The organism is Alistipes ihumii AP11 (assembly GCF_025144665.1).
GTDB lineage: Bacteria > Bacteroidota > Bacteroidia > Bacteroidales > Rikenellaceae > Alistipes_A > Alistipes_A ihumii.
Map to the genome: position 1 here is coordinate 858720 of NZ_CP102294.1, position 21341 is coordinate 880060.

The 21341-nt window shown below is 59.8% G+C and carries 13 protein-coding genes; 7 read left to right on the forward strand and 6 right to left on the reverse strand.

The window, feature by feature from the left end:
- Nucleotides 1-14 precede the first annotated feature (14 nt).
- Nucleotides 15-2051, reverse strand: coding sequence for an RNA degradosome polyphosphate kinase (locus NQ491_RS03440; protein WP_019244717.1), 2037 nt, complete (start codon nucleotides 2049-2051; stop codon nucleotides 15-17).
- A 294-nt stretch (nucleotides 2052-2345) separates the two neighbouring features.
- Here NQ491_RS03440 and NQ491_RS03445 point away from each other — a divergent pair, with 294 nt between their 5' ends.
- Nucleotides 2346-3641, forward strand: coding sequence for a cysteate synthase (locus NQ491_RS03445; protein ID WP_019244716.1), 1296 nt, complete (start codon nucleotides 2346-2348; stop codon nucleotides 3639-3641).
- A 907-nt stretch (nucleotides 3642-4548) separates the two neighbouring features.
- On the opposite strand, the gene NQ491_RS03450 is transcribed toward NQ491_RS03445, so the two are convergent.
- From NQ491_RS03450 to glmM, 4 genes are all read right to left on the reverse strand, one after another.
- Nucleotides 4549-4944, reverse strand: a complete 396-nt coding sequence (locus tag NQ491_RS03450) for a hypothetical protein (RefSeq protein ID WP_019244714.1) — start codon at nucleotides 4942-4944, stop codon at nucleotides 4549-4551.
- A gap of 603 nt (nucleotides 4945-5547) precedes the next feature.
- Nucleotides 5548-6915, reverse strand: a complete 1368-nt coding sequence (locus tag NQ491_RS03455) for a dipeptidase (RefSeq protein WP_019244713.1) — start codon at nucleotides 6913-6915, stop codon at nucleotides 5548-5550.
- Between the two features lie 349 nt (nucleotides 6916-7264).
- Nucleotides 7265-8167, reverse strand: coding sequence for a LysR family transcriptional regulator (locus NQ491_RS03460; protein ID WP_019244712.1), 903 nt, complete (start codon nucleotides 8165-8167; stop codon nucleotides 7265-7267).
- 396 nt (nucleotides 8168-8563) lie between these two features.
- Nucleotides 8564-9955, reverse strand: a complete 1392-nt coding sequence (gene glmM, locus NQ491_RS03465; protein ID WP_019244711.1) for a phosphoglucosamine mutase — start codon at nucleotides 9953-9955, stop codon at nucleotides 8564-8566.
- Between the two features lie 943 nt (nucleotides 9956-10898).
- Between glmM and NQ491_RS03470 the strand changes: the two genes are divergently transcribed.
- The 5 genes from NQ491_RS03470 to NQ491_RS03490 all read left to right on the forward strand — a co-directional run bounded on the left by NQ491_RS03470 (nucleotide 10899) and on the right by NQ491_RS03490 (nucleotide 17839).
- Nucleotides 10899-11777, forward strand: a complete 879-nt coding sequence (locus NQ491_RS03470) for a nucleoside phosphorylase (protein WP_034282445.1) — start codon at nucleotides 10899-10901, stop codon at nucleotides 11775-11777.
- A 134-nt stretch (nucleotides 11778-11911) separates the two neighbouring features.
- Nucleotides 11912-13039: a DNA polymerase III subunit beta gene (dnaN, locus tag NQ491_RS03475; protein WP_019244708.1), complete on the forward strand. Its 1128-nt coding sequence runs from the start codon at nucleotides 11912-11914 to the stop codon at nucleotides 13037-13039.
- Nucleotides 13040-13311: 272 nt separating this feature from the next.
- A complete protein-coding gene (locus NQ491_RS03480) occupies nucleotides 13312-14085 on the forward strand; it encodes a 3'-5' exonuclease (RefSeq protein WP_019244707.1) in 774 nt (257 codons plus the stop codon).
- A gap of 518 nt (nucleotides 14086-14603) precedes the next feature.
- Complete coding sequence (locus tag NQ491_RS03485) at nucleotides 14604-16439, forward strand: LysM peptidoglycan-binding domain-containing protein (RefSeq protein ID WP_019244704.1); 1836 nt, start codon at nucleotides 14604-14606, stop codon at nucleotides 16437-16439.
- 308 nt (nucleotides 16440-16747) lie between these two features.
- The gene (locus tag NQ491_RS03490; protein WP_019244703.1) at nucleotides 16748-17839 is read left to right on the forward strand and encodes a metallophosphoesterase; all 1092 of its coding nucleotides are present in this window, start codon (nucleotides 16748-16750) and stop codon (nucleotides 17837-17839) included.
- 442 nt (nucleotides 17840-18281) lie between these two features.
- Here the strand turns inward: NQ491_RS03490 and htpG are convergent, their stop codons facing one another.
- Nucleotides 18282-20339 (reverse strand): molecular chaperone HtpG, encoded by a 2058-nt coding sequence (gene htpG / locus NQ491_RS03495; RefSeq protein WP_019244701.1) that lies wholly within the window; start codon nucleotides 20337-20339, stop codon nucleotides 18282-18284.
- A gap of 386 nt (nucleotides 20340-20725) precedes the next feature.
- Here htpG and NQ491_RS03500 point away from each other — a divergent pair, with 386 nt between their 5' ends.
- Entirely contained in the window at nucleotides 20726-21256 is a 531-nt protein-coding gene (locus tag NQ491_RS03500) for a hypothetical protein (RefSeq protein WP_019244700.1), read from the forward strand.
- Nucleotides 21257-21341 lie beyond the last annotated feature (85 nt).

Consider the following 21341-nt stretch of genomic DNA (forward strand, 5'->3'; position numbering starts at 1 on the left):
AGAAGACAAGATAGCTATTTTTCTCCGGATTCGGCACGGTAATGCTCGTAAAGTCGCTGCTGCGAGCGCCGGGGAGGCCGCCCGTCGTCGTAAAGCAGGTTGTCGCCCGTGCCGTCGACCACCCGCGCGGCCACGTTGTCGGCCAATCCTTCGTCCACGATCCGGCGCAGCTCCCGGCGGACCGCTTCGTCGTAAACCGGCGCATACGCCTCGACGCGGTTATCCAGATTGCGCGTCATCCAGTCGGCCGAACCGATATAGATCCGCTCGTCGCCGCCGTGACCGAAGATCAGAATGCGCGAATGCTCCAGGTAACGGTCGATGATGCCGCGTATTTCGATCCGCCCGCGATCGTGCGCAGAAGCCACGATCGAGCAGTTGCCGCGCACCAGCAGGCGCAGCCGGACGCCAACGGCGGCGGCGGCATAGAGTCGACGGATCAGCTTCGCGTCGGTAATATGGTTCACTTTCGCCAGAATATAGGCTTCCTCGCCCTGCCGGGCGCGGCGCACCTCGTCGGCGATCAGCGCATTGAGCTTACGGCGCATGTCCCGAGGCGATACGACCAGATGGTCGAAGGCGAACGGCCGGGCCGGCTGGCGGATGAACTCGAACACGCGCTCGACCTCGCGCGTCAGCCGCCGGTCGGCCGTCAGCAGCGCGACGTCGGTATAGGTTCGGGCGTTGCCTTCGTGGAAGTTGCCCGTGCTCACGCAGGCGATGTCGCCCCTCGACGATCCGATGTGCGTCAGCTTGGCGTGCACCTTGAGTCCCTCGACGCCGAAAATCACCCGAATGCCGGCTTCCTGCATCTTCTTCGCCCAGTCGATGTTCGACGCCTCGTCGAAACGCGCCATCAACTCGACGACGGCGGTCACCTGCTTGCCGTGCCGCGCGGCGCAGATCAGCGCCTTGACGACTTTGGAGTTTCTGGCCAGTCGGTAGACGGTCGTCCGGATCGTACGCACGTCGCGGCTCAGGGCCGCCTCGCGCAGCAGACGCAGATAGTTCGAGAAGCTCTGATAGGGATAGTGGAACAGCACGTCGCCCCGCCGCACCCGGTCGAGCGTACTGTCGGCCGTATCGAAGTCGGGGACCGGCGCAGGCGGCCACGGTTCGAAGCGCAGGTCTCCGCGTCCGACGTCGGGGAAGCGCATCAGGTCTTTCATGTTGTGGTAACGCGAACCGCCGACGCAGATATCGTACCGATCGATGCCGAACCTGCGCTTGAAATATCGCAGCATCTCGTCGGGCATCCGCCGGTCGTAGACAAAACGCACGGGTTCGCCCCGCTTGCGGCTTTTCACGCCCCGGGCCACCTTCTCGACGAGGCCCTCGCCGGCATCGCCGCGGAGTTCCATCTCGGCATCGCGCGTGAACTTCACGGCATAAGCCTCGAACGACTCGTAGCCGAGACCGGCGAAAATGAACGGCAGACAGAACCGCACGACGTCGTCGAGAAAGATCAGACAGGTTCTCCCGTCGTTCGAAGGCAGCACGAGAAACCGGCCGAAATCCTTGACCGGCAACTCGATCAGCGCATAATCCCGGGCCACGCGTCCCGTACGCGTACGCCTCAGCAAACGGACGGCCAGGTAAACGCCCGAGTCGGTCAGCTCGCCGAACTGCGCTCCCCGTGTCAGGATCAGCGGATAAGTCGCGCTGTCCAGCTCGTTGCGATAGACCGCGCGGACATAGGCGGCCTGAGCGTCGGAAAGGCGGCTTTCGTCCAGCAGCGCGATACGCTCTTTCTCCAGCTCGGCCAGAATGCCGGCGAACGTCTGCTCGAACTCCTCGGAATAGGCATGGATCAGCCGGTTGATCTCGCGCAGCTCCCTGCGTGCGCCGGGACTGCGGCCGCTCTCGTACTCGGCGACGCGTTTCATCGTTGAGACGCGCACGCGAAAGAACTCGTCCAGATTGTTGCTGTAAATGCCCAGAAACGACAGCCGCTCCAAGAGCGGCACGTTCGCGCGCTGCGCCTCCTGCAAAATTCGATGATTGAAATAGATCCAGCTCAGGTCGCGATCCAGGGTCTTCGGTGTTTTCATGGTCTGCTGCCGTGGAATTGATCGTTCGCAAGATACGCTTTTTAAGGCGAAAACGAGGTAGCGCGAACTTTAAATTTCGTCTGCGGCAACAACCGTTCCGCAAACGAGGAAAGGAAGCGGGAACGATCCGGAAGGGCGATAAGTATAAAGTCGTATTTTACGCTCCGAACGGTCGTTGCGAGCCCGATACGGAGCCTTTCGTATTGTCAGCGAGCGAAAATTGTCCTACTTTTGCATGAGTAAGGAGGTCCCCGGACAACCCGGAACGGACCGCCGGCTACACGAACCGAACCAATGAAAGATTTCAACGCCACACGGTACAAGCTGAAAAACATCGCTACGGAGCGCGTCTTCGACGACGAAGGCTGGACGCTCGAAGATAAGCAGAGCCACGTCCCCTCGCTGATCCGGGCCGTCTACGAGTCGAAACAGATACGCCCCAAAGGCGAGGAACACGGCATCTACCGCTTTGCCGACTGGCTGCCGGTCAAACGGACGCTCAGCGGATCGTGCGCTCCGGTCACCTACCGCAGCCGCAAGCTCGCCGAGCATTTGGGACTCAAGAACCTGTATATCACTTTCAACGGATATTTTCCCGAAATCGGGGCGCGCATGACGACCTGCTCGTTCAAAGAGACGGAGGCCTACTCGGTCTGCGGCCGGCTGAACGGCAAACACAAGGACAAGGTACTCGTCGTGGCGTCGGCCGGAAACACGGCCCGCGCGTTCGCCAAGGTGTGCTCGGACAACCATATTCCGCTGCTGCTCAGCGTACCCGAGGAAAATATCGACGCGCTGTGGTTCGAGGCTCCGCTCGACGACTGCGTCAAGCTGATCTCGCCCCGGCACGGAGCCGACTATTACGACGCGATCAAGCTGAGCGACATGGCGCTGCAGTCGGACAAATTCTTCGCCGAGGGAGGCGCCAAGAACGTCGCGCGACGCGACGGAATGGCGACGACCGTGCTGTCGGCCGTCACGCACATCGGGCGCATTCCGGACTATTACTTTCAGGCCGTCGGCAGCGGCACGGGCGCGATCGCCGCATGGGAAGCCAACCTGAGGCTGATTGAGGACGGGCGGTTCGGCAATCACAAGATGAAGCTCATGGTATCCCAGAATGCGCCCTTCGTTCCGATGTACGACGCATGGAAAGCGCGCTCGCGCGAAATGCTCCCTTACGACGACGATCAGGCCCGGCTCGACGTCGAGGAAATCGACGCGAAGGTACTCTCGAACCGCAAGCCCCCCTACGGAATCAAGGGCGGCCTGTTCGACGCGCTGCTCGACACGGGCGGAGACATACTCGTCGCGACGAACGACGAAGCCCGTGCGGCCAAAAAGCTGTTCGCCGAACTGGAAGGCGTCGACATCTACTCGGCTCCGGCCGTAGCGCTGGCTACGCTGATCCAATCCGTCCGCGACGGAAGGATCGCTCCCGAGGAATACGTCATGCTGAACGTGACCGGAGGCGGAGAGAAGCGTTTCATGGAAGGCAAGGAGCTGTTTTTCCTGAAGCCGTCGCACGTGTTCGATATCGACCCCGACCCCAAAGAAGTCGCAGAGAAGGTCGAGGCGCTGTTCGAGTAATAGACACTCCTGAATCCGCAACCATACGCTGGCCCGAGTAATTTCGGGCCAGCGTGTCTTTTAAACGCCCTACACTCGCGTGTCAGTTACCGAAAGTCTGATCTTTGCCGCATGTGAAAGAGAATTTTCCCGATCGGGACCGCCGGGAAAATCATCCGAGTTTTTCATTACAGAAATCTGCCATGGCAAACGAATTACCCTGACATCGTGCGATGATCGGTTGTTAGGCCCGGCCAACATCGCGACCCGAGTCTCCATAGGAACGGGCATCCGCCCCCGCAATCTAATGAATCAACTTGTCGGTTTCGTATTCGGAACTTCACCGTTTTTTCGAGCAATCCTCGAACCGGTTCTAACGCCCGTTTTTCCGACTTGCCTTATCATAAAATCCAATCCGAGACAGAGCGACAGGACGACTAAGACACATTTTCACTGCCGACTCTACGCGTTTTCCGGTTTTCCCGAACCCGTCGATCCGACAGTAACCCCATCTCCAAACCCGAATATCGAATCGTCTACGACAGCTATTCGATATTCGAATGAACTTACTAAAAACAGAAATAAAGAAAGCGGCCAACCGGAGAAATAAGCATCGGAAAGATTCTCTCCGACTTCAAACGGTCTGTTCCGTCTGTTCCGTCCGAACGATAGCAGCCGCCGTCGTGACGACGGCGGCTGCCTCCAGAATGATCGTATTCCGTTTTTCGATACGCATGCGACCGACACCGGCATCCCGATTTGCGGACCGACCGCTTGGAGCGCATCGTCCGCAGCCGCCATACGTTCGGCGACGATCGACGCTCCAACGATGAACAGAAACCTTCCGCAGAAAGATCGATCCGGCTAAACCGGGCATCGCAACATGATTCCGACAGGCGAATCCACTTCCGGCACTTTCCCTTCGAGATTATTCAGCGGACACCCGAAGAAAAACTTGCCGACATCCCTGCTCGTCGGCGGCATCGATATTCATCTGAAATCCCTTAGCGCCGCAACCGGCCGCCTTATTTTCATACAGGTCGAGCAGCTTCTCGGGAGTGCATACCGAGCCGAGTCTTTCCCAACCGGCCGAATCGGATATCTGACTCTCCCTGCTAACAATCCATACGACCAAGTCGGGTTCTGCCGCATCTACGGCCGTCGCATCCATTTCAAAGTAGATACACTTGTCGAGCGCCTGAGGACAGAACGCGAATTCCGCCAAAGTTTGCTCCCGACTTGAACAATCGCTGCCTGACTGCCCCGAGCATCCTCCAAGCATGACAGCAAGAACCAGCACTAACACGATTCGCACACTTTTCATAAAAAAGATTTTAACCGGACCAATGATATTCGATCTCGTTTTCAGGCAGGACGTCCGTCTGTCCGATTTCCGGCATGGTCCTCCTCTCTTATGTTTCTTGCATCTTCTCGTTAAACTTCATGGCATTTCCCGCTCCCGACACCCAAACAAATCCATATCCCTTTGTCCGTATTATTTCGGGATGGATTGACCATCGGCAATCGAACATCGGACAATAGCCCGTTTCTTTCCCCCAACCAACGCGCCTTTCATGAAAGCTATACAACGGGGGTTCGCAATCAATGGCATCGCTGCTATTCGCCTCACTACAAAAAGTGTCAATGAATCATTCGATCGCATCCATGCGCCATCCCGGTCGCTCCTCTCGCTCCGATAGAATAAATCCATCGTTCCGGCAACCGCCTAACGAGATCGGGATAAGAGCATGGAATAAATATACCAAATAGAATTTACCCTCACAACAAAACATAGCTTTTTATTTAGCCACACTTTAATAATTTATCACATATCCGTATCCCTGCGAACAGAAAAATCGGGAAAAAGATCGACCGAAACTTATTCACAAAACTTCATGACCAGACTTGTAAACCGGCGCGACAGCGTTCACCTGCCTGCCGCGAACTCGCGGTAGAACCAGACGATCGTCTCGATGCCGCGCAGGAAGTTCTCAAGTCCGTAGCTCTCGTTCGGCGAGTGGATCGCGTCGCGGTCGAGCCCGAATCCGAGCAGAACCGACTTGACGCCCAGCTCCTTCTCGAACGTGCTGATGATCGGGATGCTGCCGCCCGAATAGTACGGCAGAGGCTTCCGGCCGAACGTCCGCTCGACGGCCCGGGCAGCGGCGCGATAGGCGGGCAGATCGGTCGGACACACGTACGGAAAGCCCCCGTGCAGCACCTCTACGTCGACACGGACGCTGCGGGGAGCGATCGAACGGAAATGCTCGGCGAACAGACGGCCGATCTCGCGATAGTCCTGATCGGGTACCAGGCGCATCGAAATTTTCGCGTGAGCCTTCGACGGAATGATCGTCTTGGCGCCTTCGCCGGTATATCCGCCCCAAATGCCGTTTACGTCAAGCGACGGCCGCACGCCGATGCGCTCCATGGTCGAGTACCCCTTCTCGCCCGCCGTTTCCCGCACGCCGATGCTCTTGCAAAAAGCGGCCTCGCAGAACGGAGCCCGGCCGAAATCCGTCCGCTCCGCCGGCGAGAGCTCCCGCACCCGGTCGTAGAATCCGGGGACGGTCACGCGGCCGTCGGCATCGGTCAACGACGCGATCATCTTCGAGAGCACGACGGCCGGATCGGCCACCGCTCCGCCGTACAGACCCGAATGCAGATCGCGGTCGGGTCCCGTAACGGTCACCTGCACATAGCACAAGCCCCGCAGACCGCAGGTGATCGACGGCACGTCCCAGCCGAGCATGCTGGTGTCCGAAACGAGAATCACATCGGAACGAAGGAGCTCCTTGTGCCGGGCGCACCATGTCGTAATGCTCGCCGAGCCGATCTCTTCCTCTCCCTCGATCATGAACTTGACGTTGCACGGCAGCTCGCCGGCCGAAATCATCGCCTCCAGCGCTTTGACGTGCATGAACGACTGTCCCTTGTCGTCGTCGGCCCCGCGCCCCCAGATACGTCCGTCGCGCAAAACCGGCTCGAACGGATCGGTCTTCCACTCGTCGAGCGGATCGACCGGCATCACGTCGTAATGACCGTACACGAGCACGGTCGGCGCAGCCGAATCGACGATCTTCTCGCCGTAAACGATCGGATTGCCGTCGGTCGGCATCACCTCGGCGCGGTCGGCGCCGGCGGAAAGAAGCGCGTCGCGCAGATGCTCGGCGCAACGGACCATATCGCCCCGATGCGCGCTGTCGGCGCTGATCGACGGGATGCGCAGCAGCGAGAAAAGCTCTTCGACGAAACGCTCCCGATGCTCGTCGATGTATCGTTTTACTTTTTCCATAACAGATTCGGTTTTGGTCAGGCGATAAAGATAACGAACCGACGGGTGAAACACAAGCGGTTCCGGCAAAAAGAAGCCGCCGCCCGCCGTTTCCGGCGCAAGATCCTGCCGGGTCGCCATGCCGCTCGGACCAAACCGATCCCGGCATCCGCACAGCGGACGATCTTCGCGCAGCGGCGGCAATTTTACATATTTGTCACGGGCGGCAACCGAAGACAAGGACACCTGCGGTCTCCGACACGTTTCCCGAACGGACACGGTTACGGTTCCGGCAGAATCTTGCCGGACATGCTTCCGAGATCGCCGGCAAAAGCCTTGTCTGAATCCCATGCCCGACACGAACGGGGCGTCAGTTTCCCGAACGGGTATGAAGGACGCAGAAGCGCTCGAACAAATCGACCAGACGACTGCGGCGGCCGCGCAGGGAAACGAAGCTGAAACAGCGCGTAACGGACAAGTCGGACAGACCGATTACGCGCAGCAATCCATGACGCAGCTCTTCCCGAATGGCCTGCACGGAGAGAAAGGCCGCCGCTCCGGAGTCGTACAGATAATGCTTGATGCTCTCGGTGCTGCCGAGCTGCATTTCGATGTTCAGCGACCGCAGCGAAAGGCCCTTGGCCGCCAAAGCGCGCTCGACGACATCGAGCGTGCCCGAGCCCGTCTCGCGGATTACGAGCGGAACCGAGGTCAGATCGGCCGCGCACATCCCGTCGCGGCCCAGCGCGCGATTGCCGGCGGAAGTCACGAGCACCAGCTCGTCCTGCATGAAAGTCTCGTAGCGAAGCGAAGGACGGGCGGCCTGTCCCTCGATCAGGCCGACATCGATCCGCTCGTCGGCGACCAGACGCTCGATCCGCTCCGTGTTACCGTCGGCCACGGTCACGCGGATGTCGGCATAGCGTTTCCTGAAACGCGACAATACGGCAGGGAGCACGTACTGCGACAGCGTCGTACTCGCGCCGAGGGCTATCTCTCCGCCGGGCACGGCTCCGTCCGGCGCAAAAGCCTCGTTCAGCTCTCCGTAAAGCGACAGGATCCGGCGGGCATAGCCCAGCAGCCGTTCGCCTTCCGGAGTCAGAGAAATCGTTCCTCCCCGGCGCAGAAACAGCGCCACGCCGAGCTGCCTTTCCAGCTCGCCGACGTGCTTCGTAACGGCGGGCTGCGTAATGAAAAGCTCGGAGGCGGCGCGCGTGAAGCTCAGCTTCTCGGCAGCCGTTCGGAATACCCTGAGTCGGAAATCGGTGATCATGCGGCAAAAGTATTAGGTATGAAGTTACGATATCGCCGAACAAAACCAAGCTCCGGGCGAAACCGGCCGTCCCGGCCCCATCGCCTGCCGTCCGGCACACGCGACAGCAGTCGCGAAGCCGACTGCGTCTACCTGCGGACAGCGGCATCCGCCCGGGAGAACCGGCGAGTATGAGACACAAGACGCGCCGATAAAAAACGCCGGCCGATACCGAGCATCCCCGCACGGGAAACAGTACAATAACGGTCCGGAATAGGCTCGTACCACACTGCCGGTGCAAAGAACCGGGCCGCCCGTCGCTCCCGGACTCCCCCGCCCGGACCGGCCGTCCGATTAAATTCCGGTCAATCCTCTCCGAACCTGTCCGCCCGGATCGTGCGCGCCCTATTTATCCGGCTATCGTCCGGTCGCCTCGCGGATATCGGCCATGATCCGGCGCGCGAGCGCCTCGGCCGAAGCCTCGTCGCGGCTTTCGCTGTAAATGCGGATGATCGGCTCGGTGTTGGACTTACGCAAATGAACCCACTCGGCCGGAAAGTCGATCTTCACGCCGTCGATGTCGGTCACGCGCTCGCCGGCGTACTTGGCCTTGATCGCGGACAGCACGCCGTCCACGTCGATATCGGGCGTCAGCTCGATCTTGTTCTTGGAAATAAAGTACGGGGGATACGTGGCCCGCAGCGCCGAGGCGCTCAGTCCCGTCCGGGCCAGATGAGTCAGAAACAGCGCTACGCCGACCAGCGCATCGCGGCCGTAGTGAAGTTCCGGATAGATCACCCCTCCGTTACCCTCGCCTCCGATTACGGCTCCGACCTCGCGCATCTTCGCCACGACGTTCACCTCGCCCACCGCCGCCGCACAATACGGGCAGCCGTGACGCTCAGCCACGTCGCGCAGCGCGCGGGACGAGCTCAGGTTCGACACGGCCGGCCCTTTCGTATGAGAGAGCACGTAATCGGCCACCGCGACAAGCGTATACTCCTCGCCGAACATCGTACCGTCCTCGCAGACCAAAGCCAGCCGGTCCACGTCCGGATCGACCACCACGCCCAAATCGGCTCGCTCGGAGGGGACCCGTGCCGCGATATCGGTCAGGTTCTCGGGGATCGGCTCGGGCGTATGGGCGAACCTCCCGTCGGGCGTGCAGTTCATCTCGACCACCTCGCACCCCAGTTCCCGGAGCAGTACGGGCATCACGACTCCTCCCACCGAGTTGACCGCATCGACGACGACGCGGAACCCGGCCCGACGAACCGCCTCACGGTCGACCAGCGGCAGGGCCAGCACGCGGTCGATATGCTCGCGGTCGTAACTGCCGCGAAAGACGACATGCCCCAGCGCGTCCACCCCGGGGTAATCGTAGGCGTCGTCCGCCGCAATAGCCAACACCCGTTTGCCCTCGGCGTCGCTGAGGAACTCGCCGCGCGATCCGAGCAGCTTCAGCGCATTCCACTGCCCGGGATTGTGGCTGGCCGTCAGAATGATCCCTCCGTCGGCTCCTTTGCCCGTCACGGCCATCTCGACCGTCGGCGTCGTGGCCAGCCCGATATCGATCACGTCGATCCCGCAGCCGCACAGCGTACCCGTCACGATCGAGGCGGCCATCTCGCCCGACAGGCGAGCGTCGCGTCCGACGACGACCCGCAGGCGCCGGCCCGCCCCGTTGTTCTCCCGCAACCACCGGCCGTAAGCCGACGTGAACTTGACCAGGTCGAGCGGCGTCAGATTTTCGCCGGGCGCTCCGCCGATCGTACCCCGGATACCCGAAATGGATTTTATCAGTGTCATGCTTTCTCCCTACTTAAATAATTTTTACAAAGAAAACGGTTTCGGACGAATAACGGCCACTTATTACACAAACCTATACATCGACAAAACGAATAAAGAAAATAAATACCGCACAGCATCCGGTCCGCACCGTATCACGACCGCAGGCCATAAGAACCGGAACCGCACCGCCGGGCCCCGGAATGCCCACCGACACGCTCGGAGCAACCGGTCGCCGCCGCTCCGCCGACCCAATCGGCAGGGCGCGGCATCCCGCCGAATGCCGACCGGGACACGAGGAGAAGCGCCGGCGAATCCGTCGAGAAATCGTCCCGGGAAAGGTCGCTTCCGACCGTTTCGACAGGACCCGCAAACGAGGAAAGCGCCCCCGCCGAAAGAGGCATATCCAAGGCTGCAACGAAATCCATATCGAGACGATCCGGCACGCCGACCCGGCACGAACGCCAGCCGCATCGCCCTGACAATTTCCGGCTCCCGGTTGACAGTTCCGGAACGCATATCGCCGGCACGCCGGCCGGAAGCGTCTCCGCCGAAGAGGTCCGGCAAAGAGCCAAGCGGCCCTCCGTCCCCCGAAAACCTACGCACGACAGGCCGGATGTCGTCCCGGCTTTTCCTGCGGGCCGCCGGTGCGGATTCGGGAAACGATTTCCCGGCCCGTTCCTTGCTTGTTACCGGTTCTTAGCTTATCTTTGATACGCCTTGGGAAGCCCGGCCGCACGAAAGCGACAGCGAGCCAAGGCGGAGGGAACCCGCACGCGCAAAGCGGTCGTTCCGATGCCCGAGCACGGGAAACCGATCCGAAAAAGGAAACGACACCGCACGCAGAACCGCAGCGACGAAGCCGGTCCGTCGTCCGGACCCGCACGGAAACGGCGGATCGAGAAAACAACGACAACCGGCCGGCCGGAACGATCCGGAACCGGTCCGAAACACCATAAAAAACATGACAAGAATGATAGCCCCTTCCGAACTGATCGTCAACTCCGACGGTTCGGTCTTTCATCTGCACCTGCGCCCCGAGCAGCTGGCTCGGACCGTCATACTGGTCGGAGACCCCGGACGGGTCGAGCAGGTCGCCTCCCGGTTCGACCGAATCGAGCACCGGGCAGCGAACCGCGAATTCGTGACCGCCACCGGATATTATGCGGGCAAGCGCATGACCGTGCTGTCGACAGGCATCGGAACCGACAACATCGACATCGTCGTCAACGAGCTCGACGCGCTCGTGAACATCGACCTGAGGACCCGCACGGAAAAAGAGGAGAAAACCCGGCTCACGCTGGTCCGGCTGGGGACCTGCGGCGCGATCCGGCCCGAGCTGCAGCTGGGCGACCGGATTCTCTCGCGCATATCGGTCGGGCTGGACGGCCTGCTGAACTTCTACGAGGGAAGCGAAGCGGTCTGCGACCGGGAAATGGAACGGGCGTTCGTCGAACATACCGGTTGGAACTCGCGGCTCGCCACCCCCTATTTCGTCCGTTGCTCGGACTATCTCGCCGAGCTGTTCGCGCCGGATACCGTCGAGGGCATGACCGCCTCGGCGCCGGGATTCTATGCCCCGCAAGGACGCTACCTGAGGCTGGCGCCGGCCGACAGGCGCCTGAACGAGAAAATCGAGTCGTTCGAGTACGGCGGCCACCGCTTCACGAATTTCGAGATGGAAGGCTCCGCGCTGGCCGGACTCTCTCGTCTGATGGGGCACGATGCCGTCACGATCTGCACGGTGATCGCCCAACGGGTCGCGCTCGAATCCGACACCGACTATCGGCCGTTTGTTGATAAGATGATAGCAACGTGCTTGGAAAAGTTGGCCGGAATCTGAAAATTTGGACTATCTTTGAAGTTGGATTTCCGTTCGGCGACTCTCCGTTCGCCGGAGGAAAGCGCGGTTTCGCGCGACCGGCCGGAACCGCGTTCCCGACACATTCATTGTCAAACCATTAAAGCGCATAACATATGAAATTCGTCGTATCCTCCACCGCACTGCTGAACGTGCTGCAGACCTCCAACAAGGTGGTCAGCAACAAGAACACGCTGCCCATTCTCGACAACTTCCTGTTCGAGCTCAAGGACGGCGTGCTGAAGATCACCGCTTCGGACCTCGAGACCACGATGATCGGCACGCTGAAAGTCGACAGCATGGAGCAGGAAGGCGTGATCGCCGCTCCGGTCAAACTGATGATCGATTCGCTGAAAGAGTTCTCGGAGCAACCGCTGACGATCGAGGCCAACGAGTCGACGTGGGAAATCCAGATCAGCTGGAAAACGGGCAAGCTGGCCATTCCCGGCACTTCCGGACTGAGCTACCCGACGCAGCCCGCGCTCGACGAAGAGACGAAACAGGAAATCTCCGTCGACACGAACCTGCTGCTTACGGGCATCAACAAAACGATTTTCGCGACGGCCGACGACGAGCTCCGCCCGGTGATGAACGGCGTGTACGTCAACATCGAACCGCAGGCGATCACCTTCGTGGCGACCGACGCCCACAAGCTGGTCAAGTACGCCGCCTCGGTCGAAACCGGTACGACCGCCTCTTTCATCCTGCCCAAAAAGCCGGCTAACCTGCTCCGGGGCGTACTGGGGAAGGAAGACGCCGACATCCGGATGGAATTCGACGACAAAAACGTCGTCTTCCACCTGAAAAACCATACGCTCGTCTGCCGGCTGATCGAGGGCAACTATCCCAATTACAACGCCGTGATTCCGGCCAACAACCCGAACAAGGTGCTCGTGGACCGCACGGAGCTCCTGAACGGTATCCGCCGCGTGGCCGTCTGCTCGAATCAGGCCACGAACCTGATCAAGTTCGAGATCGAGCCCAATACGATCAACCTGACCGCTCAGGACCTCGATTTCTCGGTGTCGGCTCAGGAGTCGCTCACGTGCGACTACGAGGGCGAGGCGATCGAGATCGGCTTCCGGTCGACCTTCCTTGTCGAGATACTCTCGAACATCGAGACGCAGAACGTATCGGTCGAGCTGGCCGACTCGACGCGCGCCGGCGTGTTCAAGCCCGTCTACGACGAGGCTCCGGACACCGAGACGCTGATGCTGCTCATGCCGATGATGATCAACGCATAAAGTCCGTCCAAGACCCGTCGCAGGCAGCGGACCGCAGCGCTTTTGCCGGGACTTCCGCCCGGTAGCCGAGGATTCCCGAAAAGCGCCGGCGCGACTGCACGTCCGACCGTAACCGCCGGACCGGACGAATTCCGGTGCCGGGCCGTCGAACGGAACGAAACAGGAAAGCCGGCAGCAAAAGGCAAAGCTTCGGGCCCAGCCTTTCGGCACCGGGCCGGGTGTCGTCGGTCTCCGGCTTGAATCCAACGGGGCGACCCGCAATAGAAAAACGAATGAAACTGAACCTGAAAAATCCGATCGTCTTTCTCGATCTGGAAACCACCGGCGTCGATCCGTGCAAAGACCGCATCGTCGAAATATCGCTCGTCAAAGTAATGCCCGACGGCAGCAAGGAAGTCAAGACGCGCCGGATCAACCCGCAGATGCACATTCCGGAGGCCGCCTCGGCCGTCCACCACATCTACGACAAGGATGTCGCCGACTGCCCCACTTTCCGCGAGATCGCCAAATCGCTGTGGGCTTACATCGAAGGATGCGACTTCGGAGGCTACAACTCGAACAAATTCGACATTCCGGTACTCGTCGAAGAGTTTCTGCGTGCCGGACTCGACGTAGACCTGCACAAAAGCCGTTTCATCGACGTGCAGAATATCTTCCACAAGATGGAGCAGCGCACGCTCGTGGCCGCTTACAAATTCTATTGCGGGAAAGAGCTCGACGAGGCCCACTCGGCCGAAGCCGACACGCTGGCCACCTACGAAGTGCTGCTCGCGCAGCTGGACCGTTACCCCGAGCTGAAAAACGAGGTGGATTATCTGGCCGAATTCTCGTCGCGCGGCAAGTGCGCCGACTACGCGGGCAGAATCGTCTTCGACGAGAAAGGGGTCGAAGTGTTCAGCTTCGGCAAGCACAAGGGACGCCCGGTAGCCGAGGTATTCCGAACCGAACCGAGTTACTATGCATGGATGATGAACGGCGACTTCCCTCTTTACACGAAAAAAGTCATCACCGCGATTCGCCTGCGCGAACTCAACAACAAAGAGTAAGACCTTCCGCCACCGAAGGCAATCCCATACTTCCATATGCCAACGCGCCCGCAGCCGGAGTTTTTCTATCCGCCGGGCGCGGTCGGTACACAGCCGTACATCCGGTCAGGCCCCTTATTCCAAATTTCCTCCGGCGGAGGGAGTTTCATACCGGGAAACCGGAGACACGGAGAGTTCGATGGCTGGTACAGGAAAGTAGATAACCGGATCACCGATTCGCCTAAGCAGGACATATCCCGCGAGGTAGGAAAGAACGGTCCTTCGAACGACTTAGGGAAAGGTGCGTCATAACTCTGCCGAACAGAGGACAGATATGCCGCCGGGCTCGCTCCGGAAACGGTATTTCTCCCGGACGCACGGCCGCAACGCGGGAAACAGGCCTTTCCGCAAAACAAGCGCCCGCAAAATTCGCATCGGGCATCAGGCGGGCGCAGCCCGATAAGTGCGAAGAAAGGCGCGCACCCGGCAAGACGAACGATCGTGACTTTTTCCTATATTTGCAGAAAATAGAACCGAAAATGAAAAAAACAGCTTGGTTGCTGCTTTGCATTCTATTGGGCTTTTCGTGGGCCCGCGCGCAAACCCGGAAGTCGGAGAGCATGGTCACGATCGCAGGCGAAAGCTACTACGTGCACACGGTCGAGCCCGGGGAAACGCTCTACTCGCTCGGTAAAGCCTACGGCACGGACGAGCAAGCGATCCGCCGCAACAACCCGCACACGGCCGAAGGCCTGAAAACGGGACAGGTACTCAAGATTCCCGTCGTGCGGCAGGAGCCTCAGAAGCCCCTTTCGGAACGGAAGAAAAAGCGACTGTTCGAGATACATACGGTCAATCAGGGAGAGACGGCCTACTCCATCTCGAAGCGGTACGGCGTGGGACTCGATGTGCTGATGGAAGACAACGAGGGCTTCGACCCCACGCACCTGTCGATCGGCCAGCAGATCAACATCCGCAAATCGAGCGTCGGGTCGAGCGACCACGCCGAGATCAAGGAGCAGATCGAATCGTACAAGGACGCGCTCAACAGCGTTTCGGATCGTTTCACGCACCACATGGTCGCACGCGGGGAAACGCTCTACTCGCTCGGCAAGCGATACGGACTGCCCGTCGACTCGATCGTCCGGTACAACGAGGCAAACCTCCGGGACGGGCTCAAGGTAGGCTCCATCCTGCGCATACCCGTCGCTCCGCAGTCCGAATATCCGAGCGAGAGCGACCCACATGCGGGCATTCCCGGTACGGGACCGGTCTTCCCGACCGATACGCCGCCCCTGCCGGACGCCACGGCGGGCGAGCGGCCGGTCAAGCGATTCGATGCGAATGCGCCGGTACGCGTCGCCATGCTGCTGCCGCTGCAGGCCGACGGGACTCCGAACAGACAGTTTCTCGAATTCTACCAAGGGGCTCTGCTCGCGCTGAGCGATCTGAAAGGCAACGGCGTATCCGCCCGGCTCGACCTGTTCGACACGGGCCGTTCGGTAACCGAAACGCAAACCCTGCTGCAACGTCCCGAACTCAGGGAGGCCGACCTGATCGTCGGCCCCGTCTACGACGAGACTTTCACGCCGGTAGCCGATTTCGCCGCCCGGTACGGCATCCCGGCCGTATCTCCGCTCGGCGCGATCGAGAGCGCCGATCATTCGCTGCTGTTCCAAGCGGCTCCCGATGCGGCATCGAAGTACGACAAACTCAGGGGACTGTTCTCGGACACGAACAACGTGGTCGTCATATCGGCCGCCCAAAACGACACGGAGTTCCAACAGGAAATACTGCCTTTGCTGCCCGGAACCGCCCACCGGCTGCACTACGCCAAGGGCATGGGAGGAAGCGCGCTGGAAAACGTCTTGAGCGGCGACAAGGAGAACGTGATCGTCGTGCTGTCATCGGACGAAACGACGACCGACGCCATTCTGGCTTATATCAGCTCGATCCAGAACAGTCTGATCGCGCGCAGCGCCCTCAACCCTTCGATCCGCGTCGTCGGTTCGTCGCGCTGGGCCCGGTTCCGCAACATCGAGAAAAACCTCTTTTTCAAACTGAACCTGCGTTACGTCACCTCGTACCACGCCGACCGGGGCAATCAGCGAGTTCTGAACTTCGACCGCCGTTACATTGCCGACTTCGGCTCGATTCCGAGCCTTTACGCATACCGGGGATACGACGTGACGAAGCTTTTCGTCGGGACGGTCAAGCTGCACGGATCGGATTTCGTACGGTATCTGAACGAAGCCGAGCTACCGCTGTTGCAGACCCCTTACCGCTTCGTGCAGAAAGCTCCCGGCCGTAAGTTCGAGAACGGCGAATGGGCATTGGTATGCTACAATAACAACTATACGATCGAAGTCAGGTAGTTCCCGCGGAGCCGCGAACCGCCGTGCAGACTCAAAATGAACGGCCGGCATCGCAAAAATCCGGCGCTTCTCTTGTCTCAGGCAGACGGTCGCCCGACCCTGCTCACCCAAGGCTCCGGCAAGCGTTCCGATACGGTCGCGGAGCCGAATGTCCACCGGGAAGACATCCTCTCCCCGCGACCGACAGGCCGACAGCGAGGGTACCTCTTTCCTACGGAAGAATACCGCTTCCCGACAAAACCGCACAGAGACCGGCAGGGCCCGACCCATGACAAAACCGAAACGATTACCTTAAAAACACGATACGAATGAAACCTATCCGAATTCTCCTGCTTCTTGCCCTGCTGAGCGGTCCGTGCCTGACGGCTCGGGCCCAGAAAGTCGAACCGCTGATGCTCGAGGACAGCGCCTCGTGGAGCATGGTGCTGCTACCGGACCCGCAATCCTATGTCAAGTACGGCTACAACCAGCCGCTGCTGGAAGTGATGACGCGCTGGATCCGGTATAACGTCGAGCGGCTGAATATCCGTCTGGTACTCTGCACGGGCGACATGGTCGAGGAGAATTTCCGGACCGTGTCGGGAGGCGACGGCTGGCCCGGCGACCAGCCGTCGACCGAGCAGTGGGAGTCCGTCTCGCGCTCGTTCGGCATGCTCGACGACACGATTCCCTACATTCTGTGCACCGGCAACCACGATTACGGCTACAAAAGCTCCGAGAACCGGTACAGCCAGCTGAACTCCTATTTCCCGCCCAACCGCGATAGCCGGTACGCCGAGCTGCTGACCGGCATGTTCGAGAATGCGGCGGGCGTCAAGACGATCGAGAACGCATGGTACGAGTTCAAGGCGCCGACGGGCGAGAACTATCTGATCGTATCGCTCGAGTTTCAGCCGCGCCGCGCGATCGTAGAGGCCGCCCGCGAACTGGTCGCGCGTCCCGAGTACCGCGATCACCGGGTCATCTGGCTCACTCACGGCTACATGAACTCGGAAGTGCTCGGCAACAGCCTGATCTCGCAGAACGATTACCCCACCCTGACCGACGTCACGCTCGGCGACGCGCTGTGGCGGGAACTGATCGAGCCCTCGGCTAACTCGTCGATGGTATTGTGCGGCCATGTCGTGGACGACATGAGCCACCGGGGACACGTAGGTTTCCGCACTGACAAGAACCGCGCGGGACGCAACGTGCACCAGATGATGTTCAACGCCCAGGCCGAAGGAGGAGGCTGGGAAGGAAACGGAGGCGACGGCTGGCTGCGCGTGCTCGAGTTTCATCCCGACGGGCGGACGGTCACCGTACACACGTTCTCTCCGCTGCTGGGCATCATTCCCTCGACGGTCGGCATATCGCTCCGCACGGAACCCTACGACCATTTCTCCTTCACGCTGGATTAAAAGCCGCTACCGGAACCGGGATTCTTTCTTGCGGCGCGGTCAGCGCATGCCATCCGTATCCGCTGCCGGTCGCGTTAGCGGCATTCCGTACAGCCGGATGCGAGCCGGATTCTTTTTCGAGAGAATCCAGCTCGCTTTTTTGCAGCCTTGACCGCACGAAGTGTACGAGACCGCCCCATTTCTTATCCGGCGAAAAGACATCGACCTCCGCCGAGGATACCCCGGCAACGGGATCGCCCGGTCCGTCGCCTGTCGGACAGCCGCACCTTCGCATGGATAACGGCCCGAGGATAGCGGAACCCCGTCCGATACACGGCCGTAACGGAGCGAATAACACCCGAGCGGCAGCGCCCGGACGAACACCGAGCGGACAGATAAAAACAACGAGAGCGGGGCATTCGGTCGAATGCCCCGCCCCGCCGTTCCGGCAGCAGATCGACGGCTATTTTTCGATCAGCTCGATGCTGCGACGGATAAAGTTCGTCAAGTTCTCGCCCTTGAGCATACCGTTCGACAGCAAGGCCAGATCGATCACCTGTTTGACGAGCTTGTTCTCCTTGCCGATTTCGGTCAGGCGGGCCGTCCGCTCGCCGCGCAGCTTATCCACCTTGGCCGAGGATTCCTCGCGCGATTTCTTTTCCTCGTCGGTCAGCTGGTCGGGCTTCTTGTCCTTGAGCTTCTCCTCTATGGCATTCTGCTCCGACAAGGCCGCGTCGAGCTTCTTGTTCATCGTCTTCAGACGGTCCCCGTAGCTCTTCTCGACCTCGCCGAGAATCTCGGCCACGAGCGGATGGTTGCCGTTGACCACCACATTGAAGTTATCGGGCATCTGCCCGTAGAACTGCATGCCGCCGCCACCCATCGCCGCCATGTCTTTCATCCGACGCATGAACTCGTTCTGGGTGATGACTACCGGCGGACGGCTCTCGTCCATCGGCTCGAAAGCGACGGTGTAACGGACCTTCTCCTCGGGAGGAAGCTGAGACTCGAACACCGGACGGAGCAGGTCCTGCTGAGCCGTGCTGAGCGCCATTTTCAGATCGCTCTCCTTGTCGATCAGCCGCTCGACGACATCGGCGTCGACACGCACGAAACGCGTACCGGCATTCTTGTTCTCGAACCAGCTGATGAAATGACCGTCGAGCTGGCCGTCCATCGTCAGCACGTCGTACCCTTTGCCGCGAGCCGCCTCGACGAATGCGTTCTGCGTGACCGGATCGGTCGTATACAGGCAGACCACGTTGCCGTGACGGTCCGTCTGGTTTTCCTTGACCAGCGCATTGTACTCGGCGAGCGTGAAATACTTGCCGTCGGTATTCTTCACGAGCGTGAAGTCGGCGGCCTTCTCGGCGAACTTTTCGTCGGTGATGATGCCGTACTCGATGAAAATCTTCAGATCGTCCCACTTTTTCTCGAACTCGTCGCGGTGCTGCGTGAACAGCTCGCTCAGCCGGTCGGCTACCTTGCGGGTGATGTAGCCCGAAATCTTCTTGACGTTCGAGTCGCTCTGCAAATAGCTGCGCGACACGTTCAGCGGGATGTCGGGCGAGTCGATCACGCCGTGCAGCAGCGTCAGGAACTCGGGCACGATGCCTTCGACCGAATCGGTCACGAACACTTGGTTCGAATAGAGCTGGATCTTGTTCTTCTGTATCTCGAAGTTGTTCCGTATCTTCGGGAAATAGAGAATGCCTGTCAGATTGAACGGATAGTCGATGTTCAGGTGAATATAGAACAACGGGTCCTCGGCCATCGGATAGAGCGTGCGGTAGAACTCCATGTACTCCTCCAGCGTAATGTCCGTCGGCTTCTTGGTCCATAGCGGATCGGTGGCGTTGACGATGTAGTCCTCGCCCGTCTCGACGTACTTGCCGTCCTTCCACTCCTCCTTCTTGCCGAACGCGATCGGCACGGGCAGGAAGCTGCAATATTTTTTCAGTATCTCCCGGATGCGGCCCTTGTCGGCGAATTCCTTGCTCTCCTCGCTCAGGTGCAGGATCACGTCCGTACCTCGGCCTCGCTCCTCGGACGCCTCCTCCATCGCGTACTCGGGCGAGCCGTCGCACGTCCAGCGCATCGTCTTCGAGCCCTCCTTATAGGAGCGGGTGACGATCTCCACCTTGTCGGCCACCATGAAAGCCGAATAGAATCCGAGGCCGAAATGCCCGATGATCGCGTGGTTCTTATACTTCTCGAGAAACTCCTCCGCCCCCGAAAAAGCGATCTGGTTGATATACTTGTCGATCTCCTCGGCCGTCATGCCGATTCCCTCGTCCGACACGGTCAGCACGCGCTTGTCCGGATCGAGCTTCACGCGAATCGTCAGATCGCCCAGCTCGCCCTTGAACTCGCCCGTCGAGGAGAGCGTCTTGAGCTTCTGCGTCGCGTCCACCGAGTTGGAGATCAGCTCGCGCAGGAAAATCTCTTGGTCCGAATAGAGGAATTTCTTAATGACCGGAAAGATGTTTTCGGTCGTTACGCCAATTTTGCCGTTTTGCATGACTGTATGTGCTTTTACGAATTAATTTTCAACATGACTTTGCCAGAACAATTAATGTGCCACTGCACCGGAAGCTGACAAACTGACATACAAAGGCTTTCAGCCGACTGACACGGCCGGCGGCGGAAAGCGGCGCGCTCTCCCCGCCGCCGAAACCTCATCCGCAACGGAAGGAACGCTATCCCGCGTCCCGACAGGATGCAATTTCCGAGTTTTCAGCAAGATATTTTTTTATTTCGACTTTTTTCCATATTTTTAAAGTGCGTATGCTTCCTTTCGTATCGGAGAAGGGAAGCGATCTCCGGCCTCCGGAACGAGAAAGCCGGCCCGTTCAGCACGAAACAACATCCTACTATAAAATTATAACCGTAAATCACCCAGCAATCATGAGTACTGCAAAAAAAGCTTCCGCCGTCTCCTCGAAAAAACAGGCGGTAGCCGACGACAATCTGAAAAAATTCTATCTCGAGCTGGCCCACCGGCTTTGCTCGCCTCCCGAGAATCCCGAAAGCGAGAACGCATGGCTGTGGAAGCTCCATACGACGAGCCAGAGAATGAGCAGGTTGTTCACGACGCTCAACGAACACGCGGCATTCGATCAGGTAACCACGATACACCGGGCCTGCGGCTATTTTCTGATGAAAAACGACGTGCCGCAGAAAGAGCGCCGTCAGGTCATCGAGGTGCTCGCCTCGTGGTCGGCTCTGTTCGTCGGGATGATGCAAGCGCGTCAGTACATCGTCCCGATGCAGGAGGAACTGATCCGCCGCATCCGCGAAATCAGGAGGCTGGCCTCGCCCGCCGGAGAAAACGCCTCTGCCGGAGAGTCTGTCGAGGCAGGGGCAGGGGCCGAAGCCGACCCCGCTTCCGATCCCGGCAAGCAACCGACCGGCAAGAAAGACTCCGGCAAGGAGTGATCCCTGCCGGAGCGTCGGCAGGCTTTCGCACGCCGGGACGGGACGAAAAACCGCTCAGGCAGGAGGGTCGTGCCGGCATGCGCTT

Excerpts from the sequence above, each read along its gene's own strand:
- htpG (WP_019244701.1), bottom strand. The coding sequence starts at position 20,339 with ATGCAAAACGGCAAAATTGGCGTAACGACCGAAAACATCTTTCCGGTC.
- NQ491_RS03460 (WP_019244712.1), bottom strand. The coding sequence starts at position 8,167 with ATGATCACCGATTTCCGACTCAGGGTATTCCGAACGGCTGCCGAGAAG.
- NQ491_RS03500 (WP_019244700.1), top strand. The coding sequence starts at position 20,726 with ATGAGTACTGCAAAAAAAGCTTCCGCCGTCTCCTCGAAAAAACAGGCG.
- NQ491_RS03455 (WP_019244713.1), bottom strand. The coding sequence starts at position 6,915 with ATGGAAAAAGTAAAACGATACATCGACGAGCATCGGGAGCGTTTCGTC.
- NQ491_RS03450 (WP_019244714.1), bottom strand. The coding sequence starts at position 4,944 with ATGAAAAGTGTGCGAATCGTGTTAGTGCTGGTTCTTGCTGTCATGCTT.
- NQ491_RS03485 (WP_019244704.1), top strand. The coding sequence starts at position 14,604 with ATGAAAAAAACAGCTTGGTTGCTGCTTTGCATTCTATTGGGCTTTTCG.
- NQ491_RS03445 (WP_019244716.1), top strand. The coding sequence starts at position 2,346 with ATGAAAGATTTCAACGCCACACGGTACAAGCTGAAAAACATCGCTACG.
- glmM (WP_019244711.1), bottom strand. The coding sequence starts at position 9,955 with ATGACACTGATAAAATCCATTTCGGGTATCCGGGGTACGATCGGCGGA.
- NQ491_RS03480 (WP_019244707.1), top strand. The coding sequence starts at position 13,312 with ATGAAACTGAACCTGAAAAATCCGATCGTCTTTCTCGATCTGGAAACC.
- NQ491_RS03490 (WP_019244703.1), top strand. The coding sequence starts at position 16,748 with ATGAAACCTATCCGAATTCTCCTGCTTCTTGCCCTGCTGAGCGGTCCG.
- NQ491_RS03440 (WP_019244717.1), bottom strand. The coding sequence starts at position 2,051 with ATGAAAACACCGAAGACCCTGGATCGCGACCTGAGCTGGATCTATTTC.
- NQ491_RS03470 (WP_034282445.1), top strand. The coding sequence starts at position 10,899 with ATGACAAGAATGATAGCCCCTTCCGAACTGATCGTCAACTCCGACGGT.
- dnaN (WP_019244708.1), top strand. The coding sequence starts at position 11,912 with ATGAAATTCGTCGTATCCTCCACCGCACTGCTGAACGTGCTGCAGACC.